The 22,911-nt window shown below is 71.3% G+C and carries 22 protein-coding genes; 10 read left to right on the top strand and 12 right to left on the bottom strand.

From position 1 onward, the window contains the following. Positions 1 to 164: 164 nt before the first annotated feature. Positions 165 to 572, bottom strand: coding sequence for a VOC family protein (locus tag AB0J66_RS05895; RefSeq protein WP_364656073.1), 408 nt, complete (start codon positions 570 to 572; stop codon positions 165 to 167). A gap of 107 nt (positions 573 to 679) precedes the next feature. Further along, entirely contained in the window at positions 680 to 3,361 is a 2,682-nt protein-coding gene (gene ppdK / locus AB0J66_RS05900; RefSeq protein WP_364656075.1) for a pyruvate, phosphate dikinase, read from the bottom strand. Positions 3,362 to 3,552: 191 nt separating this feature from the next. On the opposite strand from ppdK, the gene AB0J66_RS05905 reads away from it, so the two are divergent. Together AB0J66_RS05905 and AB0J66_RS05910 are read left to right on the top strand one after the other, a co-directional pair. Beyond that, complete coding sequence (locus AB0J66_RS05905) at positions 3,553 to 4,053, top strand: hypothetical protein (RefSeq protein ID WP_364656077.1); 501 nt, start codon at positions 3,553 to 3,555, stop codon at positions 4,051 to 4,053. Then, the gene (locus AB0J66_RS05910) at positions 4,050 to 5,102 is read left to right on the top strand and encodes an MAB_1171c family putative transporter (protein ID WP_364656078.1); all 1,053 of its coding nucleotides are present in this window, start codon (positions 4,050 to 4,052) and stop codon (positions 5,100 to 5,102) included. Before AB0J66_RS05905 ends, AB0J66_RS05910 begins: the two co-directional genes overlap by 4 nt. Here the strand turns inward: AB0J66_RS05910 and AB0J66_RS05915 are convergent. Next, complete coding sequence (locus AB0J66_RS05915) at positions 5,041 to 5,457, bottom strand: helix-turn-helix domain-containing protein (protein WP_364656080.1); 417 nt, start codon at positions 5,455 to 5,457, stop codon at positions 5,041 to 5,043. The two genes, AB0J66_RS05910 and AB0J66_RS05915, sit on opposite strands and share 62 nt — an antisense overlap. Before the next feature lie 294 nt (positions 5,458 to 5,751). Here AB0J66_RS05915 and AB0J66_RS05920 point away from each other — a divergent pair, with 294 nt between their 5' ends. Next, positions 5,752 to 6,906, top strand: a complete 1,155-nt coding sequence (locus AB0J66_RS05920) for a cytochrome P450 (RefSeq protein WP_364657336.1) — start codon at positions 5,752 to 5,754, stop codon at positions 6,904 to 6,906. 111 nt (positions 6,907 to 7,017) lie between these two features. Here AB0J66_RS05920 and AB0J66_RS05925 read toward each other — a convergent pair whose 3' ends face one another. Further along, the gene (locus AB0J66_RS05925) at positions 7,018 to 7,701 is read right to left on the bottom strand and encodes a hypothetical protein (protein ID WP_364656082.1); all 684 of its coding nucleotides are present in this window, start codon (positions 7,699 to 7,701) and stop codon (positions 7,018 to 7,020) included. A gap of 62 nt (positions 7,702 to 7,763) precedes the next feature. Here AB0J66_RS05925 and AB0J66_RS05930 point away from each other — a divergent pair, with 62 nt between their 5' ends. From AB0J66_RS05930 to AB0J66_RS05940, 3 genes are all read left to right on the top strand, one after another. Then, entirely contained in the window at positions 7,764 to 9,221 is a 1,458-nt protein-coding gene (locus AB0J66_RS05930; RefSeq protein ID WP_364656083.1) for an FAD-linked oxidase C-terminal domain-containing protein, read from the top strand. Between the two features lie 113 nt (positions 9,222 to 9,334). Further along, on the top strand, positions 9,335 to 10,453 hold the full coding sequence (locus AB0J66_RS05935) for an FAD-binding oxidoreductase (RefSeq protein ID WP_364656084.1): 1,119 nt from the start codon (positions 9,335 to 9,337) through the stop codon (positions 10,451 to 10,453). Beyond that, on the top strand, positions 10,454 to 11,803 hold the full coding sequence (locus tag AB0J66_RS05940; protein WP_364656086.1) for a heterodisulfide reductase-related iron-sulfur binding cluster: 1,350 nt from the start codon (positions 10,454 to 10,456) through the stop codon (positions 11,801 to 11,803). It begins immediately after the preceding gene. Here AB0J66_RS05940 and AB0J66_RS05945 read toward each other — a convergent pair. The 3 genes from AB0J66_RS05945 to AB0J66_RS05955 all read right to left on the bottom strand — a co-directional run bounded on the left by AB0J66_RS05945 (position 11,784) and on the right by AB0J66_RS05955 (position 14,760). Further along, on the bottom strand, positions 11,784 to 12,158 hold the full coding sequence (locus AB0J66_RS05945) for a VOC family protein (RefSeq protein ID WP_364656087.1): 375 nt from the start codon (positions 12,156 to 12,158) through the stop codon (positions 11,784 to 11,786). The two genes, AB0J66_RS05940 and AB0J66_RS05945, sit on opposite strands and share 20 nt — an antisense overlap. A 66-nt stretch (positions 12,159 to 12,224) precedes the next feature. Further along, positions 12,225 to 12,953, bottom strand: a complete 729-nt coding sequence (locus AB0J66_RS05950) for a hypothetical protein (protein ID WP_364656089.1) — start codon at positions 12,951 to 12,953, stop codon at positions 12,225 to 12,227. 64 nt (positions 12,954 to 13,017) lie between these two features. Continuing rightward, positions 13,018 to 14,760 (bottom strand): rhamnogalacturonan lyase, encoded by a 1,743-nt coding sequence (locus tag AB0J66_RS05955; RefSeq protein ID WP_364656090.1) that lies wholly within the window; start codon positions 14,758 to 14,760, stop codon positions 13,018 to 13,020. 115 nt (positions 14,761 to 14,875) lie between these two features. Between AB0J66_RS05955 and AB0J66_RS05960 the strand changes: the two genes are divergently transcribed. The 3 genes from AB0J66_RS05960 to AB0J66_RS05970 all read left to right on the top strand — a co-directional run bounded on the left by AB0J66_RS05960 (position 14,876) and on the right by AB0J66_RS05970 (position 18,371). After that, entirely contained in the window at positions 14,876 to 15,913 is a 1,038-nt protein-coding gene (locus tag AB0J66_RS05960; RefSeq protein ID WP_364656092.1) for a cellulose binding domain-containing protein, read from the top strand. 41 nt (positions 15,914 to 15,954) lie between these two features. Then, positions 15,955 to 16,569: a hypothetical protein gene (locus tag AB0J66_RS05965; RefSeq protein ID WP_364656093.1), complete on the top strand. Its 615-nt coding sequence runs from the start codon at positions 15,955 to 15,957 to the stop codon at positions 16,567 to 16,569. Between the two features lie 98 nt (positions 16,570 to 16,667). Beyond that, positions 16,668 to 18,371, top strand: coding sequence for an ABC transporter ATP-binding protein (locus tag AB0J66_RS05970; protein WP_364656094.1), 1,704 nt, complete (start codon positions 16,668 to 16,670; stop codon positions 18,369 to 18,371). Between the two features lie 4 nt (positions 18,372 to 18,375). Here AB0J66_RS05970 and AB0J66_RS05975 read toward each other — a convergent pair whose 3' ends face one another. From AB0J66_RS05975 to AB0J66_RS05995, 5 genes are all read right to left on the bottom strand, one after another. Then, complete coding sequence (locus AB0J66_RS05975) at positions 18,376 to 18,882, bottom strand: hypothetical protein (RefSeq protein WP_364656095.1); 507 nt, start codon at positions 18,880 to 18,882, stop codon at positions 18,376 to 18,378. Then, entirely contained in the window at positions 18,869 to 19,279 is a 411-nt protein-coding gene (locus AB0J66_RS05980; protein WP_364656097.1) for an MmcQ/YjbR family DNA-binding protein, read from the bottom strand. Before AB0J66_RS05980 ends, AB0J66_RS05975 begins: the two co-directional genes overlap by 14 nt. Positions 19,280 to 19,302: 23 nt before the next feature. Continuing rightward, complete coding sequence (locus AB0J66_RS05985; protein WP_364656099.1) at positions 19,303 to 20,010, bottom strand: SprT family zinc-dependent metalloprotease; 708 nt, start codon at positions 20,008 to 20,010, stop codon at positions 19,303 to 19,305. A 94-nt stretch (positions 20,011 to 20,104) separates the two neighbouring features. After that, positions 20,105 to 21,118, bottom strand: a complete 1,014-nt coding sequence (locus tag AB0J66_RS05990; protein WP_364656101.1) for a hypothetical protein — start codon at positions 21,116 to 21,118, stop codon at positions 20,105 to 20,107. Between the two features lie 94 nt (positions 21,119 to 21,212). Next, positions 21,213 to 22,070, bottom strand: a complete 858-nt coding sequence (locus AB0J66_RS05995) for an NAD(P)-dependent oxidoreductase (RefSeq protein WP_364656102.1) — start codon at positions 22,068 to 22,070, stop codon at positions 21,213 to 21,215. 88 nt (positions 22,071 to 22,158) lie between these two features. Here AB0J66_RS05995 and AB0J66_RS06000 point away from each other — a divergent pair, with 88 nt between their 5' ends. Beyond that, complete coding sequence (locus tag AB0J66_RS06000) at positions 22,159 to 22,905, top strand: metallophosphoesterase (protein WP_364656104.1); 747 nt, start codon at positions 22,159 to 22,161, stop codon at positions 22,903 to 22,905. Positions 22,906 to 22,911 lie beyond the last annotated feature (6 nt).

Raw genomic sequence — 22,911 nt, forward strand, 5'->3', positions numbered from 1 at the left:
GGCCTGCCTGGGCGGTGGCGGGCCCAGGCGGTGCAGCCCAGACGAAGGCGGGCCCAGGCGGTGCAGCCCAGACGAAGGCGGGGCCGCGCCGGTGGCGAGCCGGCGCGGTGGAGCCGCGCCGGGAGTGGGGCCGCGCCGGGAGTGGGGCCACGGCGGGGGTGGGGCTACTGGCCGGCTACGTTGACCAGCCAGTGGATGCCGTATTTGTCCTTTAGCTGGCCGAAGGTGTCGCCCCACATCTGTTTTTCGAGGGGGACCTCGATCTCGGCGGCGTCGGAGAGTTTGTCCCAGATGTCGGAGAGGCCGTCGGTGGCGTCGCCGGAGAGGCTGCAGACGATGGTGTTGCCGGGGACGGTCGTGGTGCCGGGTGGGGCGTCGGCGCCCATGATGGTGTAGCCCTGCGGGGTCTCCAGCATGCCGTGCATGATGCGGTCGGCGGTGGCGGGGTCGGGGGCGCCGAACTCGCCGTAAGTGTTGACCGTCAGGGTGCCGCCGAAGACGGACTTGTAGAAGTCGAGCGCCTCGCGGGCCGTGCCGTCGAAACTCAGGTACGGGTTGAGCCGGGATGCCATCGCAGACTCCTAAGAAGGCTGAGTGACCTGTCCCGGCTGACGGTAGACCCCGCCTCCGACAAAAACGGTCCCGGAGGCGAGGTCCACCCGGACGTGAAACCAAAGAGTCAGCGGTGGTCCGACCCGGCCGACTCCACGGCGGCGCGGCCGGCCTCCAGGCGGGCGATCGGGACGCGGAACGGGGAGCACGACACGTAATCCAGGCCCACCTCGTGGAAGAAGTGCACCGACTCCGGGTCGCCGCCGTGTTCGCCGCAGACGCCCAGCTTCAGGTCGGGGCGGGTGGCCCGGCCCTCGTCGGCCGCGATGCGGACCAGGCGGCCCACACCGTCCCGGTCGATCGACTCGAACGGCGAGATGCCGAAGATGCCCAGCTCGAGGTACCGCCAGAAGAATGCGCCCTCCACGTCGTCGCGGGAGAAGCCCCACCCCATCTGGGTCAGGTCGTTCGTGCCGAAGGAGAAGAACTCCGCCGCCTCCGCGATCTGGCCGGCCGTCAGCGCCGCCCGCGGCACCTCGATCATTGTGCCGATCACGACTTCGACCCCGGACGAGCCCACGACCTCCTTGATGATCTTCTCGGCTTCGGTGCGGACCGTCTCCAGCTCCTGGACCGCCCCGACCAGCGGGACCATGATCTCCGGGCGGGGGTGGCCGCCCTCGGCCGCCAGCTCGACTGCGGCCTCGGCGATCGCCCGCACCTGCATCGCGAACAGCCCGGGGATCACCAGGCCGAGGCGGACGCCGCGCAGGCCCAGCATCGGGTTGGACTCGTGCATTCGCCGCACCGCCGCGAGCATCCGCTCGTCGTGCTCGGCTTCCTCGCCGCGCTCCTTGGCCACGGCCACCTGTACCGCGAGGTCCTCCAGGGACGGCAGGAACTCGTGCAGCGGCGGGTCGATCAGCCGCACCGTCACCGGCAGCCCATTCATTTCACGGAGAATGTCCAAAAAGTCGGCGCGCTGCAAGGGCTGGAGAGCCCCCAGGGCAGAGGTCCGCTCCGCCTCGGTGCGCGCAAGGATCAGCTTTTCCACGAGCGGACGGCGATCACCGAGGAACATGTGCTCGGTCCGGCACAACCCGATCCCCCGCGCCCCGAAGCGGCGGGCCCGCGCGGCGTCGGTCCCGGTGTCCGCATTGGTCCGTACGGCCAGACGGGCGCGCGAGTCGGCATGCGTCATCAGCAGATGCACCGCCGCGACGAGCGGCTCGTTGGCCAGGGCCGGATCGAGATCACCCTCGAAGTACTGCACGACCTCCGACGGCCGCACCGGCACCTCACCGAGGTACACGCGCCCGGTCGTGCCGTCGATCGACACCGTGTCGCCCTCGCGCACGATCCGGCCGTTCACCGTGAACTGGTCGCGCCCGACCTCGATCTCGTCCGCGCCGCACACGCACGTCTTGCCCATGCCCCGCGCGACCACCGCCGCGTGCGACGTCTTGCCGCCGCGGGACGTCAGGATGCCCTGCGCCGCGATCATGCCCGGCAGGTCGTCGGGGTTGGTCTCCCGGCGGACAAGAATGACCGATTTGCCGGAAGAGGCGGCGGAAACGGCGTCAGCCGCCGTGAAGACCACCGCCCCCGATGCCGCTCCCGGCGAGGCGCCCACGCCCCGGGTGATCGCCGTCGGCGACGACGACAGGTCGAAGCGCGGGAACATCAACTGCGCCAGCTGCGCGCCGGAGACCCGGGTGAGCGCCTCGTCGAGCGAGATCATGCCCTCGTCGACGAGCTGGGCCGCGATGGTGAACGCGGCCGCCGCCGTGCGCTTGCCGACGCGGGTCTGCAGCATCCACAGTTTGCCTCGCTCGATGGTGAATTCGATGTCGCACAGATCGTGGTAGTGCCCCTCGAGGCGGGCCATGATGTCCAGCAGCTCGTCGTACGACTTCTTGTCGATCTTCTCGAGGTCCTGCAGCGGCACCGTGTTGCGAATGCCGGCCACCACGTCCTCGCCCTGCGCATTCTGCAGGTAGTCGCCGTAAATGCCGCTCTCGCCGGTCGCCGGGTCGCGGGTGAAGGCGACGCCCGTGCCGGAATCGGCGCCGAGATTGCCGAAGACCATGGCCACGACATTGACGGCCGTGCCCAGGTCGGCCGGAATCCGCTCCTGCCGGCGGTAGAGGACCGCGCGGTCCGCGTTCCACGACCGGAACACCGCCGCAATCGCCAGATCAAGCTGTTCGCGCGGGTCCTGCGGGAATTCGTGGCCGGTGTGCTTGCTGAAGACCTGCTTGTACGCGGTGACAAGCGCCTTGAGATCGTCGGCGTCCAGCTGCACGTCGTCCTTGACGCCCTTGCTGACCTTCGCCTGGTGCAGAGCGTCCTCGAATTCCGAGCCCGGGACGTCGCACACGGTCTTGCCGAACATCTGGATGAGGCGCCGGTAGGAGTCCCACGCGAAGCGGTCGTTGTCACCGGCCTGGCGCGACAGCCCGGCCACCGATTCGTCGTTGAGCCCGACGTTCAGCACCGTTTCCATCATGCCGGGCATCGAGAACTTGGCCCCGGAGCGCACCGAGACGAGCAGCGGATCGGCCGGATCGCCGAGCGAGCGCCCCATCTTCTGCTCCAGCGCGGCCAGATGCTCATCGACCTGAGAGGACAATCCCTCGACGTGGGATCCGTCGGCCAGGTAACGCTGGCAGGCCGCGGTGGTGATGGTGAAACCGGCCGGGACGGGCAGGCCGAGGTTCGTCATCTCCGCGAGATTGGCGCCCTTGCCGCCGAGCAGATCCTTGAGATCCTTGTTCCCCTCGGCGAAATCGTAGACGAACTTCTCCATCGCCCGGTCACCTCCGGTTTCGATTCCGTGGCTGAACTGATTTCTGCCCCGGGATTCGTAAGGCTAAGCAAAGATCCGCCGAATAGTTAACAGTCCCGTGGGGTTTTCCACAGCCCACCATCACCTGCTGTTCGGTAAGCGCTTTCTCCGCGCAGTTCCGCGCAGCGGTCACTGCGGGTAGCGTGGCGACGGTGGAAAACCTGCGGCGGCGATGCGAGTCGCGGCTGCGCGGGATCAGGGTGCCCGATCCGTTCGATTTGGACGCTTTCTGCGCCGAGGTGGCCCAGCACCGCGGCCGCCCGCTGATCCGCCGGGCGGTGCCCGGGCTCAGCGTGGACGCGCCCTGCGGCCTGTGGATCGGCACGGCCGAGGCCGACCACGTCTTCCACGACCCCGGCACCTCTCCCCTGCACGCCGAGCACATCGTGCTGCACGAGCTCGCCCACATCCTCAGCGGACATACAGGAGCCAGCGGTGAGGGGGCCGGCGGCGGCGGAACGGCCGACGGCTCGCTGGCCCGTCTGTTCCCCGACCTCGACCCGGCGACCGTGAGCCGGGTGCTGGGCCGCGCCACCTACTCCGACGCGCAGGAACGCGAGGCCGAGATGATGGCGTCGCTGATCCGCGGCCGTCCCGCGCCGCCGCCGCGCACGACGCTGGGCCGGATCGCCAAGGCCCTGGGCCTGGAGTGATCCTCTCGACGGTCCTGCTGGCCCTGCTGTGGGGCATGGCCGTCGTCCGCTTTCCCACCGTTTTCCGGGACCGGCGCCAACGGGCATTGTGGGCGGCCCTGGTCTCGGTCGCGCTGGCCAAGACGTTCGGGTTCCCGCCGGTCCTGGCCGCGACGGAAGCGCCGGCCGTCCCGCACCTGTTCGGCGTGCTGGCCGCCTTCTACCTGCTGCGCTTCGTCGCCCTGGCCACCGGCCGCGGCAACGGCCGGCACCAGGCCGCCCTGGTCGCCGCCGTTCTGGTGACCCTGGCGCTGATCGCCGCCGGCGACGTCCCGCCGGGGCCCCGGGTGCCGACGCACCACGTCGCGTACTGGGTGATTCTGGAGTCCTATCTGGCCTACGCGCTGATCGGCGCGACCGCCGTGTTCTGGTCCACGAGCCGGGAGGCGAGCTCCGGCCTGCCACGCTTCGCCCTGCGCTTGATGGCGGTGGGCAGTGCGCTGATCGCCGTCTTCGCCGCCTTCCGCATCTCGGCCCTGGCCGTCGACGCTCTCCGGGCGGTGGAGCCCGCCGCCGAACAGGTCCAGACCGTCGCCGTGCTGCTCACCGCCACCGGCGGCATGATCGCGGCCTCACCGCGGGCCCGGAGCGCCGTCGCCGCGTACCGCCAGCTCTTGATCCTCAGGCCGTTGTGGAAGGCCATGCGGGACGCGTTCCCCGAGGTCATCCTGTTCACGCCGCGGCGGGCGATCGTCGAGCTGGCCGGCGTCGACGACGTCCACCTGCGTCTTTACCGCCGGGTCATCGAGATCCGCGACGGCCTGCTGGCGCTGCGGCCCTACCTCGAGCCGCCCGCCGCGAGCACCGGCGATCCGGCTTACGACGAGGCAATTCAGGTGGTACGCGCGTTGGGGCGCCGAGAAGCACAGGACCCGTTGCCGGACGTTTCGGGCGAGTGGTCGCCGGTCGGCCCGACGCTGGCCGACGAGGTCGCGTGGCTGGGCCGGGTCAGCCGGGCGTACCGCCGGGCCGCCGCTCCGACTCCCACACCTTCCGGATCAGCTCGCTGATCGTGTCGCGCCCGCGCGGCGACACGTCGGCCGCACGCAGCGCGATCTCCGTGACCCCGGCGTCGCGGATGGTGCGCAACAACTCGAGTTGACCGTCGATCCGCTCGGCCTGCTCGTCGTCCAGGAAGTACGCCGCCGGCACGCCGAAATAGGTGGCCAGGGCGGTCAGATGCTGGATCGTCGGGTTGCCCCGGCGGCCGGTGCGCAGCTGCCAGATGTACGTGTGCGAGATCGGCACACCCTGCTCGGCCCGGATGGTCTCGGCCACCGCCATGTAGCTCGGCTCACCCTGCCCCGCCGGCCGGACCGAGCGGAACAGGCGATCGAGTTTCTCCGCGATGGAGAAGGCGCCCACCACGCCCTCCTCCCCCGCGCCACGTCAAGGTGCTCACCATACAGCGAAGGGCGTCCATGAGCAGGGACCGGCGGAACCGGCCACTGCACATCCCCCGATGCAGGACGCCATAAACTGTGGTTGATGAGCTCCGCCGCCGAGCGTAAGTCAGCGCCGCAAACGGCTCAACCCCCTTTTGTCGCACCCCCCGGATAGGCTTCGAGCTGCATCGATTCCGATCATCGGAAGGAGCCCGCCGTGACGACCGTCGTCGAGAGTCCGGAAGTCTTCACGCTGCTCACCGAGCTGACCACCATGGTCGGCCGGGAGGACCCTTATCCCCGGTATGCCCGGCTGCGTGAGATCTCACCGATGGTGCGGGCCGGCGACAACGCGCTGGTCGTGACCCGGCATGCCGACTGCGCGGCGGTGGCCCGCGATTCCAAACTCGGCCACATGCCGGCCCACATGCTGGCCTTCGTCGGCTTCCCGGACTGGGCCGAGCATCCGGCGCTGCAGCAGTTCTTCACGAGCATGATCGCGCAGAACCCGCCCGACCACACACGCCTGCGCCGCCTCGTCAGCTCACGTTTCACCGCGCGCCGGGTGCAGGAGCTGCGGCCGGCGGTCGAGCGCATGGTCGACGAGCTGCTCGATGAGATGACCGACGGCGGCGAGACGGATTTCGTGTCCGCGTTCGCCTTTCCCCTGCCGGCCAACGTGATCGGTGAGCTGCTCGGCGTGCCCAAGGAAGACCGGGCGCAGTTCCAGCTCCTGGTGCGTGACTGGTCGCAGGTGCTCGACATCATCACCCCCGAGGTGCTCGAGAGAGCCGACCCGGCGGCCAAGGTCATGCGCGACTACCTGACCGGGCTGGTGGCCGAGCGGCGGCGCCGCCCGCAGGACGATCTGCTCAGCGCGCTGGTCAGCGCCGAGGAGGAGGGCGACCGTCTCACCGAGGACGAGTTGCTGACGATGGCCGCGCTGCTGTTCGCGGCCGGGTTCGAGACGACCACCAACCTGCTGGCCAACGGGCTGGTCGCGCTGCTCGACAACCCCGGCCAGATACCCGCGCTGGCCGAGGATCCGGTGGCGGCGGCCGAGGAGCTGCTGCGCTTCGACTCGCCGGTGCAGCTGCTGGGCCGGGTCGCGTGGGAGGCGACGACGATCGCCGGGGTGCCGATCGAGCCGGGTGACCGTCTCGTCGCGTACCTCGGGGGCGGCAACCGCGACCCGGAGCGCTTCGCGGAGCCGGACCGGCTGGACCTGCGGCGTAAGGACAACGCGCCGCTGTCGTTCGGCGGGGGCATCCACTACTGTCTCGGCGCGCCGCTGGCCCGGCTGGAGGCGCAGGTCGCTTTTCCGGCGTTGATGCGCCGACTGCCAAATCTGGCACGGGCCGAGGGCGCCGAGCGGCGCAACAGCTTGACGCTCCGCGGATACACGAAGCTGCCGGTCACGACAAGCTAGGAAAATAAGGGCGCCGCTGTGAATTCCACGGGGGAAGAACTCACAACGGCGCACTCGGAACATTAGACGAGAGCGGGCTGGCTGTCCATCCCGCCCAACGGATTCACAGGTTCAGCCGACGCGCTGCACAACCGATCCGACCAGCTTCTGCCAGTCACCGGCGAAGTTGGGCGACGTGCTCGCGTTGTTGAGCTGATAGATGGCGTAGGCATCGACGAGCACCACATTGCTTTTGGTCAGCACGGCGACCGCGGTGTCGGCCGTGCCGGGGTGCTTCGGCTCGTACTTCTTGTGCCGGATGACCGCGAAGCCGGACCAGCCGCTCTCGTCCAGGGTCTTGATCTCGACGGTCTCGGTGTACGCGGGCTCGGACTTGTCGTTGGTGACGGTGGCCGGCACCGAGATGTCGGCCTTGCAGCCGTCCGCGACCGCGCGCAGGGCCGCCTGCCCGGCCTTGGCCGCGCTGGCGTCGCCGTAGACGAGCGCGGTCTGGTCGAGCGTCTGCGCGCCCTTCTCTCCCTCGTCCACGAAGGAGGCGGCCACGACCTCGCTGCCCGGCGGCACCGGGGGCGGGGTCGTCGTGCCGCCGCAGATGCTCACGAGCTGCTTGCCGTCGGCCGCGTCGGCCGGCGCGGCCCACGTCGGCCCGATGTCGGTCGCCTGCAGCAGCGCCCCGCGCATCGTGGTGGCGGCGATCAGGCCGGTCGGCTCGGGCGCCGGGTCGTCGTCGCCGGACGAGCAACCGGCGGCCAGGAGCACGACGCAGAGCGCGGGGGCGGCGAAGCGAGCGAGCATCGGGCCATCTTCGCAGAACACATACCGTGACGGATCCGGGCGCTCCGGGTTAGGTTGTCGGGGTGACCGACCTCGATGCGCTGGCCCGGCGGCTACGGGCGGAGCTCGGCCCGGAGCAGGTCATCACCGATCGGCAGGAGCTCCGGACGTACGAATGCGACGGGCTCGCCCATTACCGTGTCATCCCGGCCATCGTGGCCCTGCCGCACACCGCCGCCCAGACCGCGGCCGTGGTCAAGGCCTGCGCGCGGGCCCGGGCGCCGTTCGTGGCCCGCGGCTCGGGCACGGGGTTGTCGGGCGGCGCGCTCCCGCACGCGGACGGCGTGCTGATCGTGACCGCGCAGATGCGCCGGATCCTCGACATCGTGCCCGAGGACGAACGGGCGGTGGTCGAGCCGGGCGTGATCAACCTGCACGTGACCCGGGCCGCGTCGCCGCACGGGTACTACTACGCGCCCGACCCGTCCAGTCAGCAGATCTGCTCCATCGGTGGAAACGTCGCGGAGAACTCGGGCGGAGCACACTGCCTCAAGTACGGCTTCACCACCAACCATGTGACGGGCCTGCAGTTCGTCGCGCCCGACGGTGAGCTCGTCCGCGTCGGCGGCCGGGCCGAGGACCCGCCGGGGTACGACCTGCTGGGCGCGTTCGTCGGATCGGAGGGCACCCTGGGCGTGGCGACCGAGGTGACCGTGCGCCTGACCCGGCTCCCGGAGTCGGTGCGCACGCTGCTCGCGGCCTTCCCCGGCGTCGACCAGGCGGGCGCGGCGACCAGCGCCATCATCGCGGCCGGGGTGGTGCCGGCCGCCGTCGAGATGATGGACGCGCTGGCCATCGAGGCGGCCGAGGCGGCGGTGGCCTGCGGCTATCCCGAGGGCGCAGGGGCGGTGCTGATCGTCGAGCTGGACGGGCCGGCGGCCGAGGTCGAGGCCCAGTTCGAGCAGGTCACGGCGCTGTGCGAGGAGGCCGGGGCGTTCGAGTTGCGGATAGCGGCCGACGACGCGGAGCGGGCCCTGTTCTGGAAGGGCCGCAAGTCGGCGTTCGCGGCGGTCGGCCGGATCAGCCCCGACTACATCGTGCAGGACGGGGTGATCCCGCGGACCGCGCTCCCCTCGGTCCTCCGCAAGATCGACGACCTGGCCGCGGCCAACGGCGTCCGGGTGGCCAACGTGTTCCACGCCGGCGACGGCAACCTCCATCCGCTGGTGCTCTTCGACGACAGCGTGCCGGGCGAGGCCACCCGCGCCGAGGAGACGTCCGGCGCGATCATCGACCTCTGCATCGAGTACGGCGGGTCGATCACCGGCGAGCACGGGGTCGGCGCCGACAAGGCCAAGTACATGCCGAAGATGTTCGCCGACGACGACCTGGACACCATGCAGCTGCTGCGCTGCGCCTTCGACCCGTCCGGCCTGGCCAACCCCGGCAAGATCTTCCCCACCCCCCGCCTCTGCGGCGAGAGGCCGGGCCGCCACCGCGCCGCCGACGAGGACCCTTTCCCCGGCGTGGAGGTGTTCTGAGATGAGCGCCCCCTTCCCCGCGCGCGGGTGGAAGCCGATGAGCGCCCCCTTCCCCACGCGCGCAGGTGGAAGCCGATGAGCGCCCCCTTCCCCACGCGCGCAGGTGGAAGCCGATGAGCGCCCTCGACGAGCTCGCGCGGCCGGCCACCGATGACGATCATGTCGGGGGTGTGCCGGCGCGGCTGGTGGCCGCGCCCTCGTCGACCGCGGAGGCGGCAGCGCTGATCGAGGACGCGCGCGACCTGGCCGTCGTGATCCGCGGCGCCGGGACGAAGATCCGCTGGGGGCCTCCCCCAGACCGGCTCGACCTGATCATCGACACCCGGCGGCTGAACGGCGTCGTCGAGCATGCGGCGGGCGACTTGATCACGGTGATCCGGGCCGGCACCCCTCTGGCCGATCTGTCGCTCGGCGACCAGCAACTCGTGCTCGACGGACCGGACGGCTCGACCGTCGGCGGGACGATCGCGACGAACACCAGCGGGCCGCGCCGTCTGCACTACGGAACGGTCCGCGACCTGCTGATCGGGATCACGATCGTCCGCCCCGACGGCAAGATCGCCCGCTCCGGCGGCAAGGTGGTCAAGAACGTCGCGGGCTACGACCTGGGCAAGCTCTTCACCGGCGCCTACGGCACGCTCGGGCTGATCACCGAGTGCGCCTTCCGGCTGCATCCGCGGGCGGCTTCCCAGCTGTACGTCCGTACGACCGCGCCGGCGCAATCGGCCGCCGCCGTCCTGGGCGCCCAGGTGGTGCCGTCCGCCCTGGAGATCGACTCGGCTTCCGGGGAGCTGGCCGTCCTGCTCGAGGGCACCCCCACGGGCGTACGGGAGCGGGCCGCCGAAGTCGGGAAGCTGATCGGCGGCGAGATCACCGAGACGGCGCCCGCCTGGTGGGGCGTGCCCCCGTGGCCCGCCGACGGCATCGGCATGAAGCTGTCGGTCCCCAAATCGCGTGTCCCCGCGCTGGCGTCATCGGGCTTCCCGGTCCGCGGCTCGGCCGGCGCCGGTGTCCTCTACGCCGCCCCGCGCGACATCACCGAGGTCGAACGCCTACGCGCCCTGTGCGTCGGCAACGACGGCCACGCGGTCGTGCTGACCGCACCCCCGCCCGTCCGCGACATCCTCGACATGTGGGGCCCGGTCCCCGGCCTGGCCCTGATGCGCCGCATCAAGAACCAGTTCGACCCGGACCGCCGCTTCGCCCCCGGCCGCTTCGTAGGAGGCATCTGAATGGTCGACGCCACGTGGGGCACCGAGGAGCCGCCCCGGGATGTGCTCGGGCCGGTCGCGCACGACTCCGCTTTCGACGGGGATCATCCGCCGCGGGCCGAGCTGGTGTCCGATTGCGTTCACTGTGGGTTCTGTCTGCCGAGCTGCCCGACCTACGTGCTCTGGGGGGCCGAGGCCGATTCGCCGCGCGGGCGGATCTATCTGATGAACGAGGGGCTGAACGGGGAACCGCTCAGCGACTCGATGGTCGAGCACTTCGACCGGTGTCTCGGGTGCATGTCGTGCGTGACCGCGTGCCCGTCCGGGGTCCAGTACGACCGGCTCATCGAGGACACCCGGGCCCAGGTGGAACGACGGCACACCCGGTCGCCGCGAGATCGCGCGTTACGGTCGGCGATCTTCGCGGTCTTTCCGTACCGGCGTCGGCTCCGGCTGCTGCGGGCGCCACTGAAGGCGTACAGGTCGAGCGGTCTTGACCGGATTGTCGGCCCGCTGCTGGGCCGCCTCTCCCCCACCCTGGCCACCCTCGAGTCGCTGGCGCCGCGCGTGCGAAGGATCCCGCCCCCGCCGCGGCGCGTCCGGGCCCGGGGGCAGCGACGGGCCGTCGTGGGGATGCTGACCGGTTGTGTTCAGGGCGCATTCTTCCCGGAGGTCAACTCCGCGACCGTCCGCGTCCTGGCCGCGGAGGGCTGCGACGTGCTGATCCCGCCGTCGCAGGGGTGTTGCGGCGCGCTGAGCGTCCACAACGGCCGCAAGGCGGAGGCGCAGCGCTTCGCCCGCAAGCTGATCGACACGTTCGAGCGCACCGGCATGGACTACTTCGTGGTCAACGCGGCCGGCTGCGGGTCGTCGCTCAAGGAGTACGACGTCCTGCTGGCCGGCGACCCGGCGTACGCGTCCCGCGCCGCCTCCTTCACCGCGAAGGTCCGCGACCTGACCGAGCTGCTGCACGAGCTCGGCCCGGTCGCCGAGCGCCACCCGCTGCCGATCACGGTCGCCTACCACGACGCGTGCCATCTGGGTCACGCCCAGGGCGTACGCCATCAGCCGCGCACGCTGCTGAAGGGCATCCCCGGCCTCACGCTGCGGGAGATCGCCGACCCGGAGCTCTGCTGCGGCTCGGCCGGCATCTGGAACATCCTCAACCCCGTCCCGGCGGCCGAACTCGGCGACCGCAAGGCCGCCAACGTGCTCGCCACCGGGGCCGACCTGCTGGTCACGGCCAACCCGGGCTGCCTCATGCAGGTCGCCTCGGCCGTCCGCCGGCAGGGCGGCACGATCGCGCTGGCCCACACCGCCCAGGTGCTGGACGCCTCGATCCGCAACCTGCCTACTGATCGCGTTCTTTGACGCTGCGCTCGACGCAGAACTCGTTGCCCTCCGGGTCCTGCAGGGTCACCCAGCCGAGCCCGTCCGCGGCCCGGTGGTCCTCGTAGAGCTTGGCCCCGATCGAGATCAGCCGCTCGACCTCCTCGTCGCGGGTGCGCTCGTCCGGCATCCAGTCGATGTGCAGCCGGTTCTTGACCGACTTGGCCTCCGGCACCCGGATGAACAGCAGACTGGGCACCGGCTCGGGCGCCGCCAGCAGCACCTCGTCGTCGTCCGGCAGGTCCTCGTCCGACAGCGGCCACCCGGTGACCTCACTCCAGAACCGGGCCAGCTCGTACGGCGCCGAACTGTCAACAGTGATGTGTCGCAGGATCATGCCGCCAACCTATCGGAGCCCAGCCCCGCGACCGATGACGGCGCGGGGCTGGGACGGGGATCCTTTTCAGGGGGTGGTGTCGCCGCAGGTGCAGTTCGTCGGGCGGCCCGCGGGCTGCCAGAAGCGCCACAGGTGGGCCGCCGCCGGCGGGTTCGTCACCGGGGTGTTGTAGACCTTGAAGGTGCCGGCCGGGTAGGTGTTGTTGTGCGAGGCGCTGATGTTCTCACCGAGCACCAGGCTCTGGAACCGGAACTTGTACGGGTCGGTGTACTCGATGACGTTCCAGTTGTGCCCGTCCGGGATCGAGGTGCGGGCGGCCTTCTGCGCGGTGTAGACGCCGTGCGTGCCGGCGGCGAAGCCGGACGGCGTGCTCGCGTTGCTGCTCAGCTCCCAGACCGCGTTGTCGAAGTTCTGGTAGTTGACGAACGTGCGGTGCTCGTAGCCGTCGGCCGATCCCTTGTACCACCACTGCCCGGCGGTGGCCGGGTTGCAGGGGGCCAGGTAGACCTGGTTCGTGCCGCTGCCGCTGGGCGAGGTCTGGTTGTTGGCGCTCAGGCACCACATGTCGCCGTTGTCGTGGCCCGAGCCGCCGTCGTAGTAGTCGTTGACCAGCATGTACCAGCCGTTGGCGGGCTGGGCCGCCTGGGCCGGCGAGGCGGCCACGGTCAGGGACAGGGCCACCAGGACAGCCGCCCCCGCGGCGGACATCAGCCGTCGTACGTTGCGCAAGTCGATCTCCTCGAACGTGAAGGTCTCTCCACACTGGTCGAAAGATCGACGAAGATCGTCATCCATCAGGTGAACGTCAGATGATCAATCGAAGCGCTTCGCCCCCCGGCGCCGCCGGGGGGCGAAGTGGTCACTGGAGGGCGAAGCTCGGGTGCGGGGGCTGGTTGTAGGCGGTGTTCTGCCAGGCCAGGGCCTCGCGGTACTGGATGTCGTGCAGCAGGGTGACCACGCGGCGGTCGGTCGGGATCGGGGTTGAGTAGATCCGCAGGGCGGTGTTGTTCGAGGTGGGCCAGATGACCTCCTCGCGCCAGTCGCCGAGGATGTCGCCGGACAGGGACGGGGTGGACTTGGTGCCGTTGTTCGAGTGGACGCCGGAGGCGGTCAGCAGGCGGGTGTCGGCCGACGGGCCGTACTTGTCGATCTTCGTGGCGTCGAGCAGCTCGCGGGTGGCGTCGCCGTCCCACCAGATGACGAAGTTGGTGGAGCTGGGCTTGCGGGAGGCGACGACCGAGCCCGACGGGTTGCGCACGCCGTCGGCGGCCGACGACCAGGACTCGGCGCCGGCGCTGCCGGACCAGATGTCGGCCGAGACGCCGCGGCCGTTGTCGCCGTTGGCGGGGGTGCTCCACAGGATCTGACCGGTACGGGCGTCGGCCATCCACGACGACGGCTTGCTGGAGTCCTCGTCGACCTTGAAGACCTCGAGCCCGGACCGGGACGGGTTCAGGTCGCCCACGTGCAGGGCGTCGCCGTGGCCGAGGCCCGTGTTCCACAGCCGGGCGCCGTTGTCGTCGATGGCCAGGGAGCCGTAGACGATCTCGTCGCGGCCGTCGGCGTCGACGTCGGCCACCGACAGCTGGTGGTTGCCCTGCCCGGCGGTGCCGGGGTTGGTGGAGCTGTTGCTGTCGAACGTCCAGCGGCGGGTCAGCGTGCCGTTGCGGAAGTCCCAGGCCACCACGACCGTACGGGTGTAGTAGCCCCGGGCCATGATCAGGCTGGGGCGGGCGCCGTCCAGGTAGGCGGTGCCGGCCAGGAAGCGGTCGACCCGGTTGCCGTACGAGTCGCCCCAGGACGACACCGTGCCCCTCGGCGGCACGTAGTCCACGGTCGACAGGGCGGCGCCGTTCCGGCCGTCGAACATCGTCAGGTATTCGGGGCCGGTCAGCACGTACCCGCTGGAGTTGCGGTAGTCGGCGCTGCCGTTGCCGATGGTCTGCCCGGTGCCGGAGACCGTGGCGTCGGCCGTCTTCATGGCCACCTCGGCGTCGCCGTCACCGTCGTAGTCGTACACCTGGAACTGGGTGTAGTGGGCGCCAGCCCGGATGTTGCGGCCCAGGTTGATCCGCCACAGCCGGGTGCCGTCGAGGCGGTAGCCGTCGACGTAGACCGGGTCGGTCACGCCGGACTGGGAGTTGTCCTTGGCGTTCAGCGGCTCCCACTTGAGCACCAGGTCGAGCTTGCCGTCGCCGTCGAGGTCGCCGACGCTGGCGTCGTTGGCCGCGTAGAGCGAGCTGTTCGGGTTCTGGATGGGCACGTCCAGATAGCCGTTGGCGAAGGTCAGGCTCGGCCCTTCGGCCGCCTGCTCGGCGCCACTCACGACCGGGCGGATGCTGTACGAGGAGGAGGCGGCCGCCCCGGCGTCGAGGTAGTTCGTCGTCGCGGTGATCGGTGAGGCGTTGAGCTTCGTCGAGCCGCGGTAGAGGTTGAAGCCGATGCCGGCCGGGTCGGTGGCCAGCCATCGCCAGCTGACCAGGTTGCCGCTGCCGGAGCGGACGCTGATCAGGCCGCGGTCGAGCCGCTCGCGCTGCCGGCCGTCGGCGGCGTCGGCCCTGGTCGCGATCAGCACGATCGCGCCCGCGGTGACGACGGCCAAGACCGTCGCGATCCTTGCCCTGCTGGACACCGGAGTCCCCTCTCGCTAGTTTCGGGAGCGCTCCCAGATTGACCCTCATCAATGCGTGAGTCAAGCGCGGTCCCCGGAGGAAGACATGAAGCCACAAGTGACGGCCCTGGCCGCCCTGCTGCTCGCGACATCCGCGGTCGCCCTCGCCGCGCCCGCGCAAGCGGCCGCCGGGTGCCGGGTCGAGTACCAGACGACGAGCCAGTGGCCCGGCGGCTTCGGCGCCTCCGTGGCGGTCACCAACCTCGGCGACCCGGTGTCGGCCTGGACGCTGACGTTCGCCTTCCCGTCCGGGCAGACGGTCACCCAACTGTGGAACGGCTCGGTGACCCAGACCGGCGCCGATGTGACGGTCCGCAACGCGGCGTGGAACGGCGGCCTGGCCACCGGCGCCACCGCGTCGTTCGGCTTCAACGGCTCCGGCAGCGGCGCGGCGCCCACGGCGTTCACCCTGAACGGCACGGCCTGCAACGGCAGCACCACCCCGACCACGCCGCCGCCGACCACCCCGCCTGCCGGCGCCCCGGTCAAGATCATGGCGCTCGGCGACTCGATCACCGGCTCCCCCGGCTGCTGGCGGGCCCTGCTCTGGCAGAAGCTGCCGGCCGACAAGGTCGACTTCGTCGGCACCCTGCCCGGCCAGGGCTGCGGCTTCGCCTACGACGGCGAGAACGAGGGCCACGGCGGCTACCTCGCCACCAACGTCGCCGACCAGAACCTGCTCCCGGGCTGGCTCGCCGCCACCGACCCGGACGTCGTGCTCATGCACTTCGGCACCAACGACGTCTGGAACAACCGCTCCCCCGAAACCATCCTGGCCGCCTTCACCAAGCTGGTCGGGCAGATGCGGGCCCAGAACCCGGCCGTGAAGGTCCTGGTCGCGCAGATCATCCCGATGGCCGCGAGCAACTGCGCCGAGTGCGCCCAGCGCGTGGTCGACCTGAACGCCGCGATCCCGGCCTGGGCCGCCGGCCTCTCCACGACCGCCTCCCCCGTCACGGTCGTCGACCAGTGGACGGGATTCGCCACGTCCACCGACACCTACGACGGCGTCCACCCGAACGACACGGGCAACGTGAAGATCGCCAACCGCTGGTATCCGGCGCTGTCGGCAGCCATCGGATAGGGCGGCCCCACGGGACGGGCCGATTGCCGTAGCTTGTCGCGGTGATCGATACCGTTGTTCCCGCCTGGGATCCGCCGCCGCGCCGGCCGGGGCTCACGAAGGCGTACGCCGCCATGGCCCTGGCCCTGGTGACGACGATCGTCCTCGCCGTCGGCGGGCTGCTCGCCCTGAACGCCGCGGTCGAGGCGCACTACCCGAAGGTCGCCGACGCCTGCCCCACCTTCGACCCCGGCCCGGTCATGGCCCGGCTCGGCGTCTCCGAACCCGAGCTCGAGCCGTCCAAGGCGGCCCCTGTCTGCCGGTACCGCGTGGCCGTGGACGGCCAGACCTTCGGCGCCGGCCAGTTCAGCGTCACCCACCACGACAACGCGGCCGTGGCCGGCCTGTACTGGCAGGTCCAGGACACCGACGACGGGCGCATCGCCGACCTGGCCGGCATCGGGCGGGCCGCCCGGTTCGCCACCGAGCGGGAGGACTTCCGCGGCCTGCCCACCTGCGCCGCGTACCTCTATGTCCTCGACTCCAACGTCACCGTGCTCAACCAGATCACCGTCATCGACGACCTGCCGGCCCACCCCTGCCGCAACCTCGACGCGCTCAAGACCGCGCTGGTCGACAGCACCCGTACCACCCTGGCCAAGCTGGGCGACGCGTAGCGGCGCGTCACCTGCGAGGGGGGATTCACCGCCGCCCGCCGACCGGGCGGAGTGACCGACGGGGGAGACTTCGTCCTGATTGGCGTAGCTTCCGTCGCATGCTCATCAACGATCTGCGGCGGCTCACCCGGGGACACCGCCGATGGATCGCGGTGGCGGCCGGGCTCAGCCTGCTCGGCTCCGTGCTCGCCCTGGCCCAGCCGGTGCTGGCCGGGGCGGCCGTCGACGCGGCGACCGGCGGGCGGGTGCCGTGGCCGGTCTTCGCGGCCCTCGCCGGGCTCTTCGCGGCCCAGGCGGTGGCCCACGCGACTGCCCGCTACGTGCAGGCCTACACCGGGGAGAGCATGACCCGCGAGTTGCGCCTGGCGGTCATCCTGCGGCTCTTGCGCGTACGGATGCCGCTGCTCGACGAGGTGCGGACGGGTGACGTCATCGCCCGCGCCTGCGGGGACACGACCGTGGTCAAGACGCTGGTCGCGCAGAGCCTCGGCACCGGGGTGGCCGGGGTGGTCGCGCTGGTGGCGGTGGTGACGCTGCTGGCCTGGCTCGACCTGTCGCTGATGGTGCTGGTGGTCGTGCTGTTCGGCGTGTCGGTGACCTCGCTGCTGGCCGTGGTGCGCCGGTTGCGGGCCGCCTCGCGGACGGCGCAGACCGCGGAGGGGGCGCTCTCGGCCGACCTGGAACGGGCCCTCGGCGGGATGCGGACCGTGCGGGCCTGCCGGGCCGAGCCGGTCGAGGCGTCGCGGCTCAACGGGTCGGCCACCCGCGCCTACGACGCCAACCTGCGGATGGCGTCGCTGGCCGCGCTGAGCGGGCCGGCCAACGACCTCGCGGTCAGCGGCGCCTTCCTGACGGTGCTGCTCGTGGGCGCGACACGGGTGGCCGCGGGCGAGACATCACTGGGGCGGCTGGTGGCGTTCACCCTGGCCATGACCTACCTGTCGGCGCCCATCTACGAGATCTTCCAGGCGGTCGGGGCGGTCCAGCAGGGCTCGGGCGCGCTGCACCGCATCAACGAGGTGCTCGCCCTGCCGATCGAACGCGACCAGCACCGGGCCGTGGTCCCGATGCGCCGCCGGCCGCCGGTCCTCGAGTTCCGCGACGTCTGGTTCGGCTACGACCCGGCCCACCCGGTGCTGCGCGGCCTGCGCTTCACCGTGCCCGAACGCGGCCACGTCGCCCTGGTCGGCGCCTCCGGCGCGGGCAAGTCCACCATCTTCGCGCTGGCCGAACGCTTCTACGAGCCCGACCGCGGCACGGTGCTGCTGCGGGGGCGCGACGCCCGCTTCATTCCGTACGCCCGCCACCGCGCCACCATCGGCCTGGTCGAACAGGACTGCCCGTTGCTGGCCGGCACGCTGCGCGAGAATCTGCTCTACGGCGCCCGCCGCAGCGCCGACCTCGACCGCGTGCTCGCCATGACCGGCCTCACCGACGTCGTCGCGGCCCTGCCCAACGGTCTCGACACCCCGGTCGGCGAGCGGGGAGGCCGCCTCTCCGGCGGCCAGCGCCAGCGCGTGGCCATCGCCCGCTGCCTGCTCTCCCGCCCCGACCTGATCCTGCTCGACGAGCCCACCGCCCACCTCGACCCGGACAGCGAACACGCCCTCGCCACCACCATGCGCGAGGTGGCGAAGGTCTGCGCCCTGGTCGTGATCGCCCACCGCTTCTCCACCGTCCGCGCCGCCGACCACATCCTGGTCATCGACAACGGCACCGTCACCGCCCAAGGCAGTCATGAGCAGCTGATCCGCTCCAACGCCTACTACCGCCGCCTGGCCACCACCGCCCAGGCCGCGTGACCCGCTATCCGACCACTTCCGGGGCCGGAGCCAGGCCGTGCCGCAGGGAATCGGCGATGGCGTCGCGCCGGCGGCGGGCGGCCCGCCAGCCGACCACCTCGACCTCGGTGGTCTCGCCGGTGGCGGCGGTCGCGCGGACGATCCAGGGGCGGCGGAACAGCACCCGGGCCACCACCGAGGCGATCAGCAGGGCCAGCACGATCAGGCCGTCCAGGATGATCAGCAGCACCGGGAGCAGGACCCACCAGAACAGCACCGCCACCAGCACCAGCGCGAAGAGCGCGATCGCCAGGATCACGAGCTCGTCCGCCAGGCTTCCGCCGCCCCCGCTGCCGCCGATCTCGGAACTCACCTCGGCCCCGCCGCCCACCAGGTCGCCGGGCCCGATGTCCCGGCGGCGCTTGGCCTTCCACCCGCCGAACCGCCGGGCCAGGGCCCGCCACCGCGGCTCCCAGACGACCCGTACCCTCCAGCGCGCGCCACCCGGCGCGGTGACCTCAATGGTTCGCATCGATCCGCCCGGCCAGAAACCTCGGGGCCATCTCGCAGTAGCTGTCGGTGATCAGTTCGGTGAGCTCGGCCCAGTCGCTGTGCGGGCCGAGGACGGCGCAGGCGACGTTGTGTCCCCAGCCGGCGCGGAAGAACGGGAAGCCGGCCACGGTCAGGCCCAGCAGGTCCTCGACGGGCACGCGGAAAGTCATCACGGTCGGTGGCTCGCCGTCGGTCACGTACGGGGCGTAGAGCGGGTTCCGATCCGGGTCGGGCAGGTAGACGTGGGCGAACGTGCGCTTGCGGATCCGCCACCGGGTGCCGATCCAGGCGGGTTCCTCGTACGTCTCCGGCAGTCCCCGGCAGATGGGCCGGAGCCGGTCGAGGATCTCCGGCGGCACGTCTCCTGGTCCGGACATGGCCCGACAGTAACGGGTGCCCGCTACGCCGATTCCCCGGCGCCGCGCAGGATGGCGGTCAGCGGCTGGGCCGCGCTGAACGAGACGCTCAGCAGGCCGGCCCGGGTGCGCACCTGGTAGCGGGTGCGGCCGCGTTTCTCGACCGTGCCCGTCAGGCCCGCGTACTTGCCCGTGCCGGTCAGCCGGACCCGGTCGCCCACCGCCACCACCTGCGGCGCCGGCTCGGGGCGGCGGTCACGCAGGCGGGCCAGCTCGGCGTCGTACCGCGGATCCATCGCCACCGGGGCGCCCCGGTAGGTCCAGGTGTAGAGAGCGGCCACGGTGAAACGCGGCGAACACTCCGGGCACGAGCGGACCCGGATCGGCCGGCGGTGCGCCGTCGTCCGGTGCCCGGCCGGGCAGACGCCCACCCAGTCGCCGTCAACCTGCGGCGCGTCCGCCGGCAGACAACGCCCACCGGTGTATCCGATACGCCGGGCGATCCGCCGCCACTTCTGGTCGTGGCCGTGCCCCGACCCGGCCAGCGCGTGCGCGATCTCGTGCAGCATCGTCTCGGTGACCTGCTCCGGCGAGTACAGCTTGACCAGCGGCCGGGACAGGGTGATCTCGCGCTTGTCCGAGCGGCAGGCCCCGGCCCGCGTCTTGGCGTTGTCGAACGACAGCGTCCAGCCGGTCAGCCGGTGCCGGGCCATCAGGGTCGTCGCGAGTTCCCGCGCTTGCGTGAGGTCCAAACCCCGTAACTCCTTCGGCCCGAAGATCCCCCGCCGATGGTGCCACGCCCGAGCCCACCGGACGGCGTGCCACTCGTCACGTCGAGCCCCCACCTCATCGCCAGGCCAGGCCGAGCAGGGCGAGGCCGGCGCGACGGCTGGTCGCCCCGGTCAGGGCCATCAGCCGATCCAGGACCGACGGCCACGACCAGCCGAGAGACGCGGCGCGATGGAGGCGGAAGGCGGCGATCGGGTCGGGGTGGTACGACCAGGGGCGGTCGGAGAAGTACGGCCCGAGCGCGGTGAACATCTCGGCGGCCGCCGCGCGCTCCCCGGCCATCGCGAAGGCCATGGCGAACGTGTTGACCACCTCGACCCAGCCGATGGTGCGCTCGAACGCGGGGTGCAGCACCGAGCGCTGGGCGGCGATGGTCAAACCCTCACGAACCCCTGGCGAGCTCAGGTAGTACTTGCTGCCAGACTCCAGCCAGTATTCGAGGTGCGCCTCGGCGAGCAGCACCGCGTTCGGGGTGCCCTCGGGCGCGTCGAACATCGCCTCACGGGCGAAGCCGAAGGCACGCTCCCAGCTCCCGCCCCATTTCGGGCAGAGCTGCTGCAGCATGTGCCGCTGCCCGGGCAGATGGTGCGGATCGATCTCGGCCAGCTTCGCGTACCGGTACTGCGACACGGCAGGCCCCAGCTCGAGCCCGCGAGCGGTCACCAGGGAGGCGGTCCACAGGGCCGGATCGCTTTCGTCGGCCCCCAGGCCCGCGACGACGGTCTTCTCCGCTACATCCAGCGCCGCGTGAAAGCGAGCGAACCGGCGGCGGCTGACGTCACCCGCCTGGGCGTGCGTACGGATCCGCCAGGCCACCTCGACCTGCCGAAACGCGAGCAGCGCGGCCGCCGTGGTATCCGTTGGCCGCTCCGCGACCACCCGCCCGAGGAGCTTCTCGGTCCCCCGCTGCCCGTCGACCATCCGCATCAAGGCCGAACGCTCCGCCCTCCCGGCCCCGTCGAGGACCGCCCGGCCGGCCGCCCAGTCCCCGCCCCGCAACGCCACCCGCAGGGCGGCGGCCTCCGGGTAGGCCGCGCCGGCCCCCGCCCGCACCCTCAGTCGATCAACCACGGCCGCAGCATAGATGATCTTGCGCATGGAATGCGGCCGTGCCGAAACTCGAAGAGGAGCTTGAGCCTCGGCGGTCGGCCCCGGGTGGGCGACATCAGACTTCCGCGCGCCAGGAGTGCTGGGGCTCGTAGCCGAGGAGCCGGCGGGCCTTCTCGATGGACAGCAACGTCTCGTTCCCGCTGACCTCGCGGGTCAGCGGCAGCTCCGGGTAGTACTCGGCCACCAGCTCGGCCGTGGGGCGGCTCATCACCGTGTCGGCGTTGGCGATGATGAAGACCTCCACGCCCCGCTGGTCGTAGGTGAGGGCTCGGCGTACCGCCTGGGCGCCGTCCCGCGCGTCGATGTAGCCCCACAGGTTCCAGATGCGGGAGCGGGGGTCGGCGTCGAAGGACGGGAACGCGGCGTAGTCGGCGGGCTCCATGACGTTGGAGAAGCGCAGGCCGATCGCGGTGAGCTCGGGGTTCCAGCGGCAGAACTGGGCGGCCATCTGCTCTTCCAAGTGCTTGCTGAGGCTGTACGAGCTTTCGGGGCGGGCCGGGTATTCCTCGTCCACCGGGAGGTACGGGGGCGGGGTGTCGAACGGCAGCCCGAGGAGAGTCTCGCTCGAAGCCCAGACCACGCGGTCGATGCCGGCGGCGCGGGCCGCCGCGAAGACGTTGTAGCTGGCGGTGATGTTGTTGTGGAAGGTGACCGCGTTCGGGACCAGCCCGGGAGCGGGGATGGCGGCCAGGTGCACCACGGCGTCGACGCCGCTGTAGCGGTCGTCGATCATGGTCAGGGCCTGGGCGACCTGGCCGTAGTCGGTGAGTTCGACGCGGGTGAACGAGGCCGCGCTCGGCCCCGGGGGCGCGGCCCGGTCGAGGTTGACCACCTCGTAGTCGTGGTCGAGCAGGTCCTGGACGACGGCGCGGCCTAGTTTTCCGCTGCCGCCGGTCACGGCGATGCGAGGCATGTCGCTCCTCGGTTGTGGTGGATACGGTGGTGATATTGCCACCGCCGGTCGTTCTAACCTGGCCGCGGGTCGGTGAGTGGAGGGCGTGATGGCGCGCATCGTGCTGGTCGGTGACGTGGGCGGCTTCCCGGATGAGCTGGAGCGGGCCACCGGGGACGCCGAGGCCGTCGTCGTGCAGGTCGGCGACCTGGTCGACCGGGGGCCGGACAGCTCCGGGGTGCTCGAGGTGGTGCGCCGGCGGCTCGAGCGTGATCCGCGCCGGTGGGTGCAGCTGATCGGCAACCACGAGTGGCAATATCTGGGCGGCGAGGCGTTCTGGCCGGAGCGGCTGCCCGACACCGACGCCGAGCTGCTGCGTCTCTGGTGGCTCAAGGAGTCGATCCGCGTGGCTGCGGCGGTGCGGGCCGCCGACGGCGAGGAGTTCCTGGTCACGCACGCCGGGCTGGGCGTCGGGGCGTGGCGCCGGCTGGGCGGGCCGGTCACGGCCGCGACGGCGGCCGACCTGCTCAACACCAGGCCCGATGAGATCATCGGCAGCTATCAGGGACCGCTGTGGGCTTCCGCCGGCTCCGAGGTGTACGAGTCGTGGCTGCGCGACGGCCCGCCGATGCCGTTCTCGCAGATCCACGGCCACGACACGATCGTCGATTTCGCCCGCCGCGAGTGGCGCTGCGGCGAACGCCTGCGCCTCCGCTCGACGGCGGACTGGACGGCCCGCCACACGGTGACCCGGGCCAGCGGCGGCCGCTTCATCGGCATCGACCCCAAACACGGCCGCACCGGCGCCCCCACCTGGTCCCCCCTCATCCTGGACGACGCCACCCTCCTCACGTGAGTCCTA

The organism is Actinoplanes sp. NPDC049598 (assembly GCF_040675435.1).
In the GTDB taxonomy this organism is placed as follows: Bacteria; Actinomycetota; Actinomycetes; order Mycobacteriales; family Micromonosporaceae; genus Actinoplanes.

Coding starts and splice junctions, on each gene's coding strand:
- AB0J66_RS05895 (WP_364656073.1), bottom strand. CDS start 572: ATGGCATCCCGGCTCAACCCGTACCTGAGTTTCGACGGCACGGCCCGC.
- ppdK (WP_364656075.1), bottom strand. CDS start 3,361: ATGGAGAAGTTCGTCTACGATTTCGCCGAGGGGAACAAGGATCTCAAG.
- AB0J66_RS05920 (WP_364657336.1), top strand. CDS start 5,752: ATGGTCGGCCGGGAGGACCCTTATCCCCGGTATGCCCGGCTGCGTGAG.
- AB0J66_RS05925 (WP_364656082.1), bottom strand. CDS start 7,701: ATGCTCGCTCGCTTCGCCGCCCCCGCGCTCTGCGTCGTGCTCCTGGCC.
- AB0J66_RS05935 (WP_364656084.1), top strand. CDS start 9,335: ATGAGCGCCCTCGACGAGCTCGCGCGGCCGGCCACCGATGACGATCAT.
- AB0J66_RS05940 (WP_364656086.1), top strand. CDS start 10,454: ATGGTCGACGCCACGTGGGGCACCGAGGAGCCGCCCCGGGATGTGCTC.
- AB0J66_RS05945 (WP_364656087.1), bottom strand. CDS start 12,158: ATGATCCTGCGACACATCACTGTTGACAGTTCGGCGCCGTACGAGCTG.
- AB0J66_RS05950 (WP_364656089.1), bottom strand. CDS start 12,953: ATGGATGACGATCTTCGTCGATCTTTCGACCAGTGTGGAGAGACCTTC.
- AB0J66_RS05960 (WP_364656092.1), top strand. CDS start 14,876: ATGAAGCCACAAGTGACGGCCCTGGCCGCCCTGCTGCTCGCGACATCC.
- AB0J66_RS05970 (WP_364656094.1), top strand. CDS start 16,668: ATGCTCATCAACGATCTGCGGCGGCTCACCCGGGGACACCGCCGATGG.
- AB0J66_RS05975 (WP_364656095.1), bottom strand. CDS start 18,882: ATGCGAACCATTGAGGTCACCGCGCCGGGTGGCGCGCGCTGGAGGGTA.
- AB0J66_RS05980 (WP_364656097.1), bottom strand. CDS start 19,279: ATGTCCGGACCAGGAGACGTGCCGCCGGAGATCCTCGACCGGCTCCGG.
- AB0J66_RS05995 (WP_364656102.1), bottom strand. CDS start 22,070: ATGCCTCGCATCGCCGTGACCGGCGGCAGCGGAAAACTAGGCCGCGCC.
- AB0J66_RS06000 (WP_364656104.1), top strand. CDS start 22,159: ATGGCGCGCATCGTGCTGGTCGGTGACGTGGGCGGCTTCCCGGATGAG.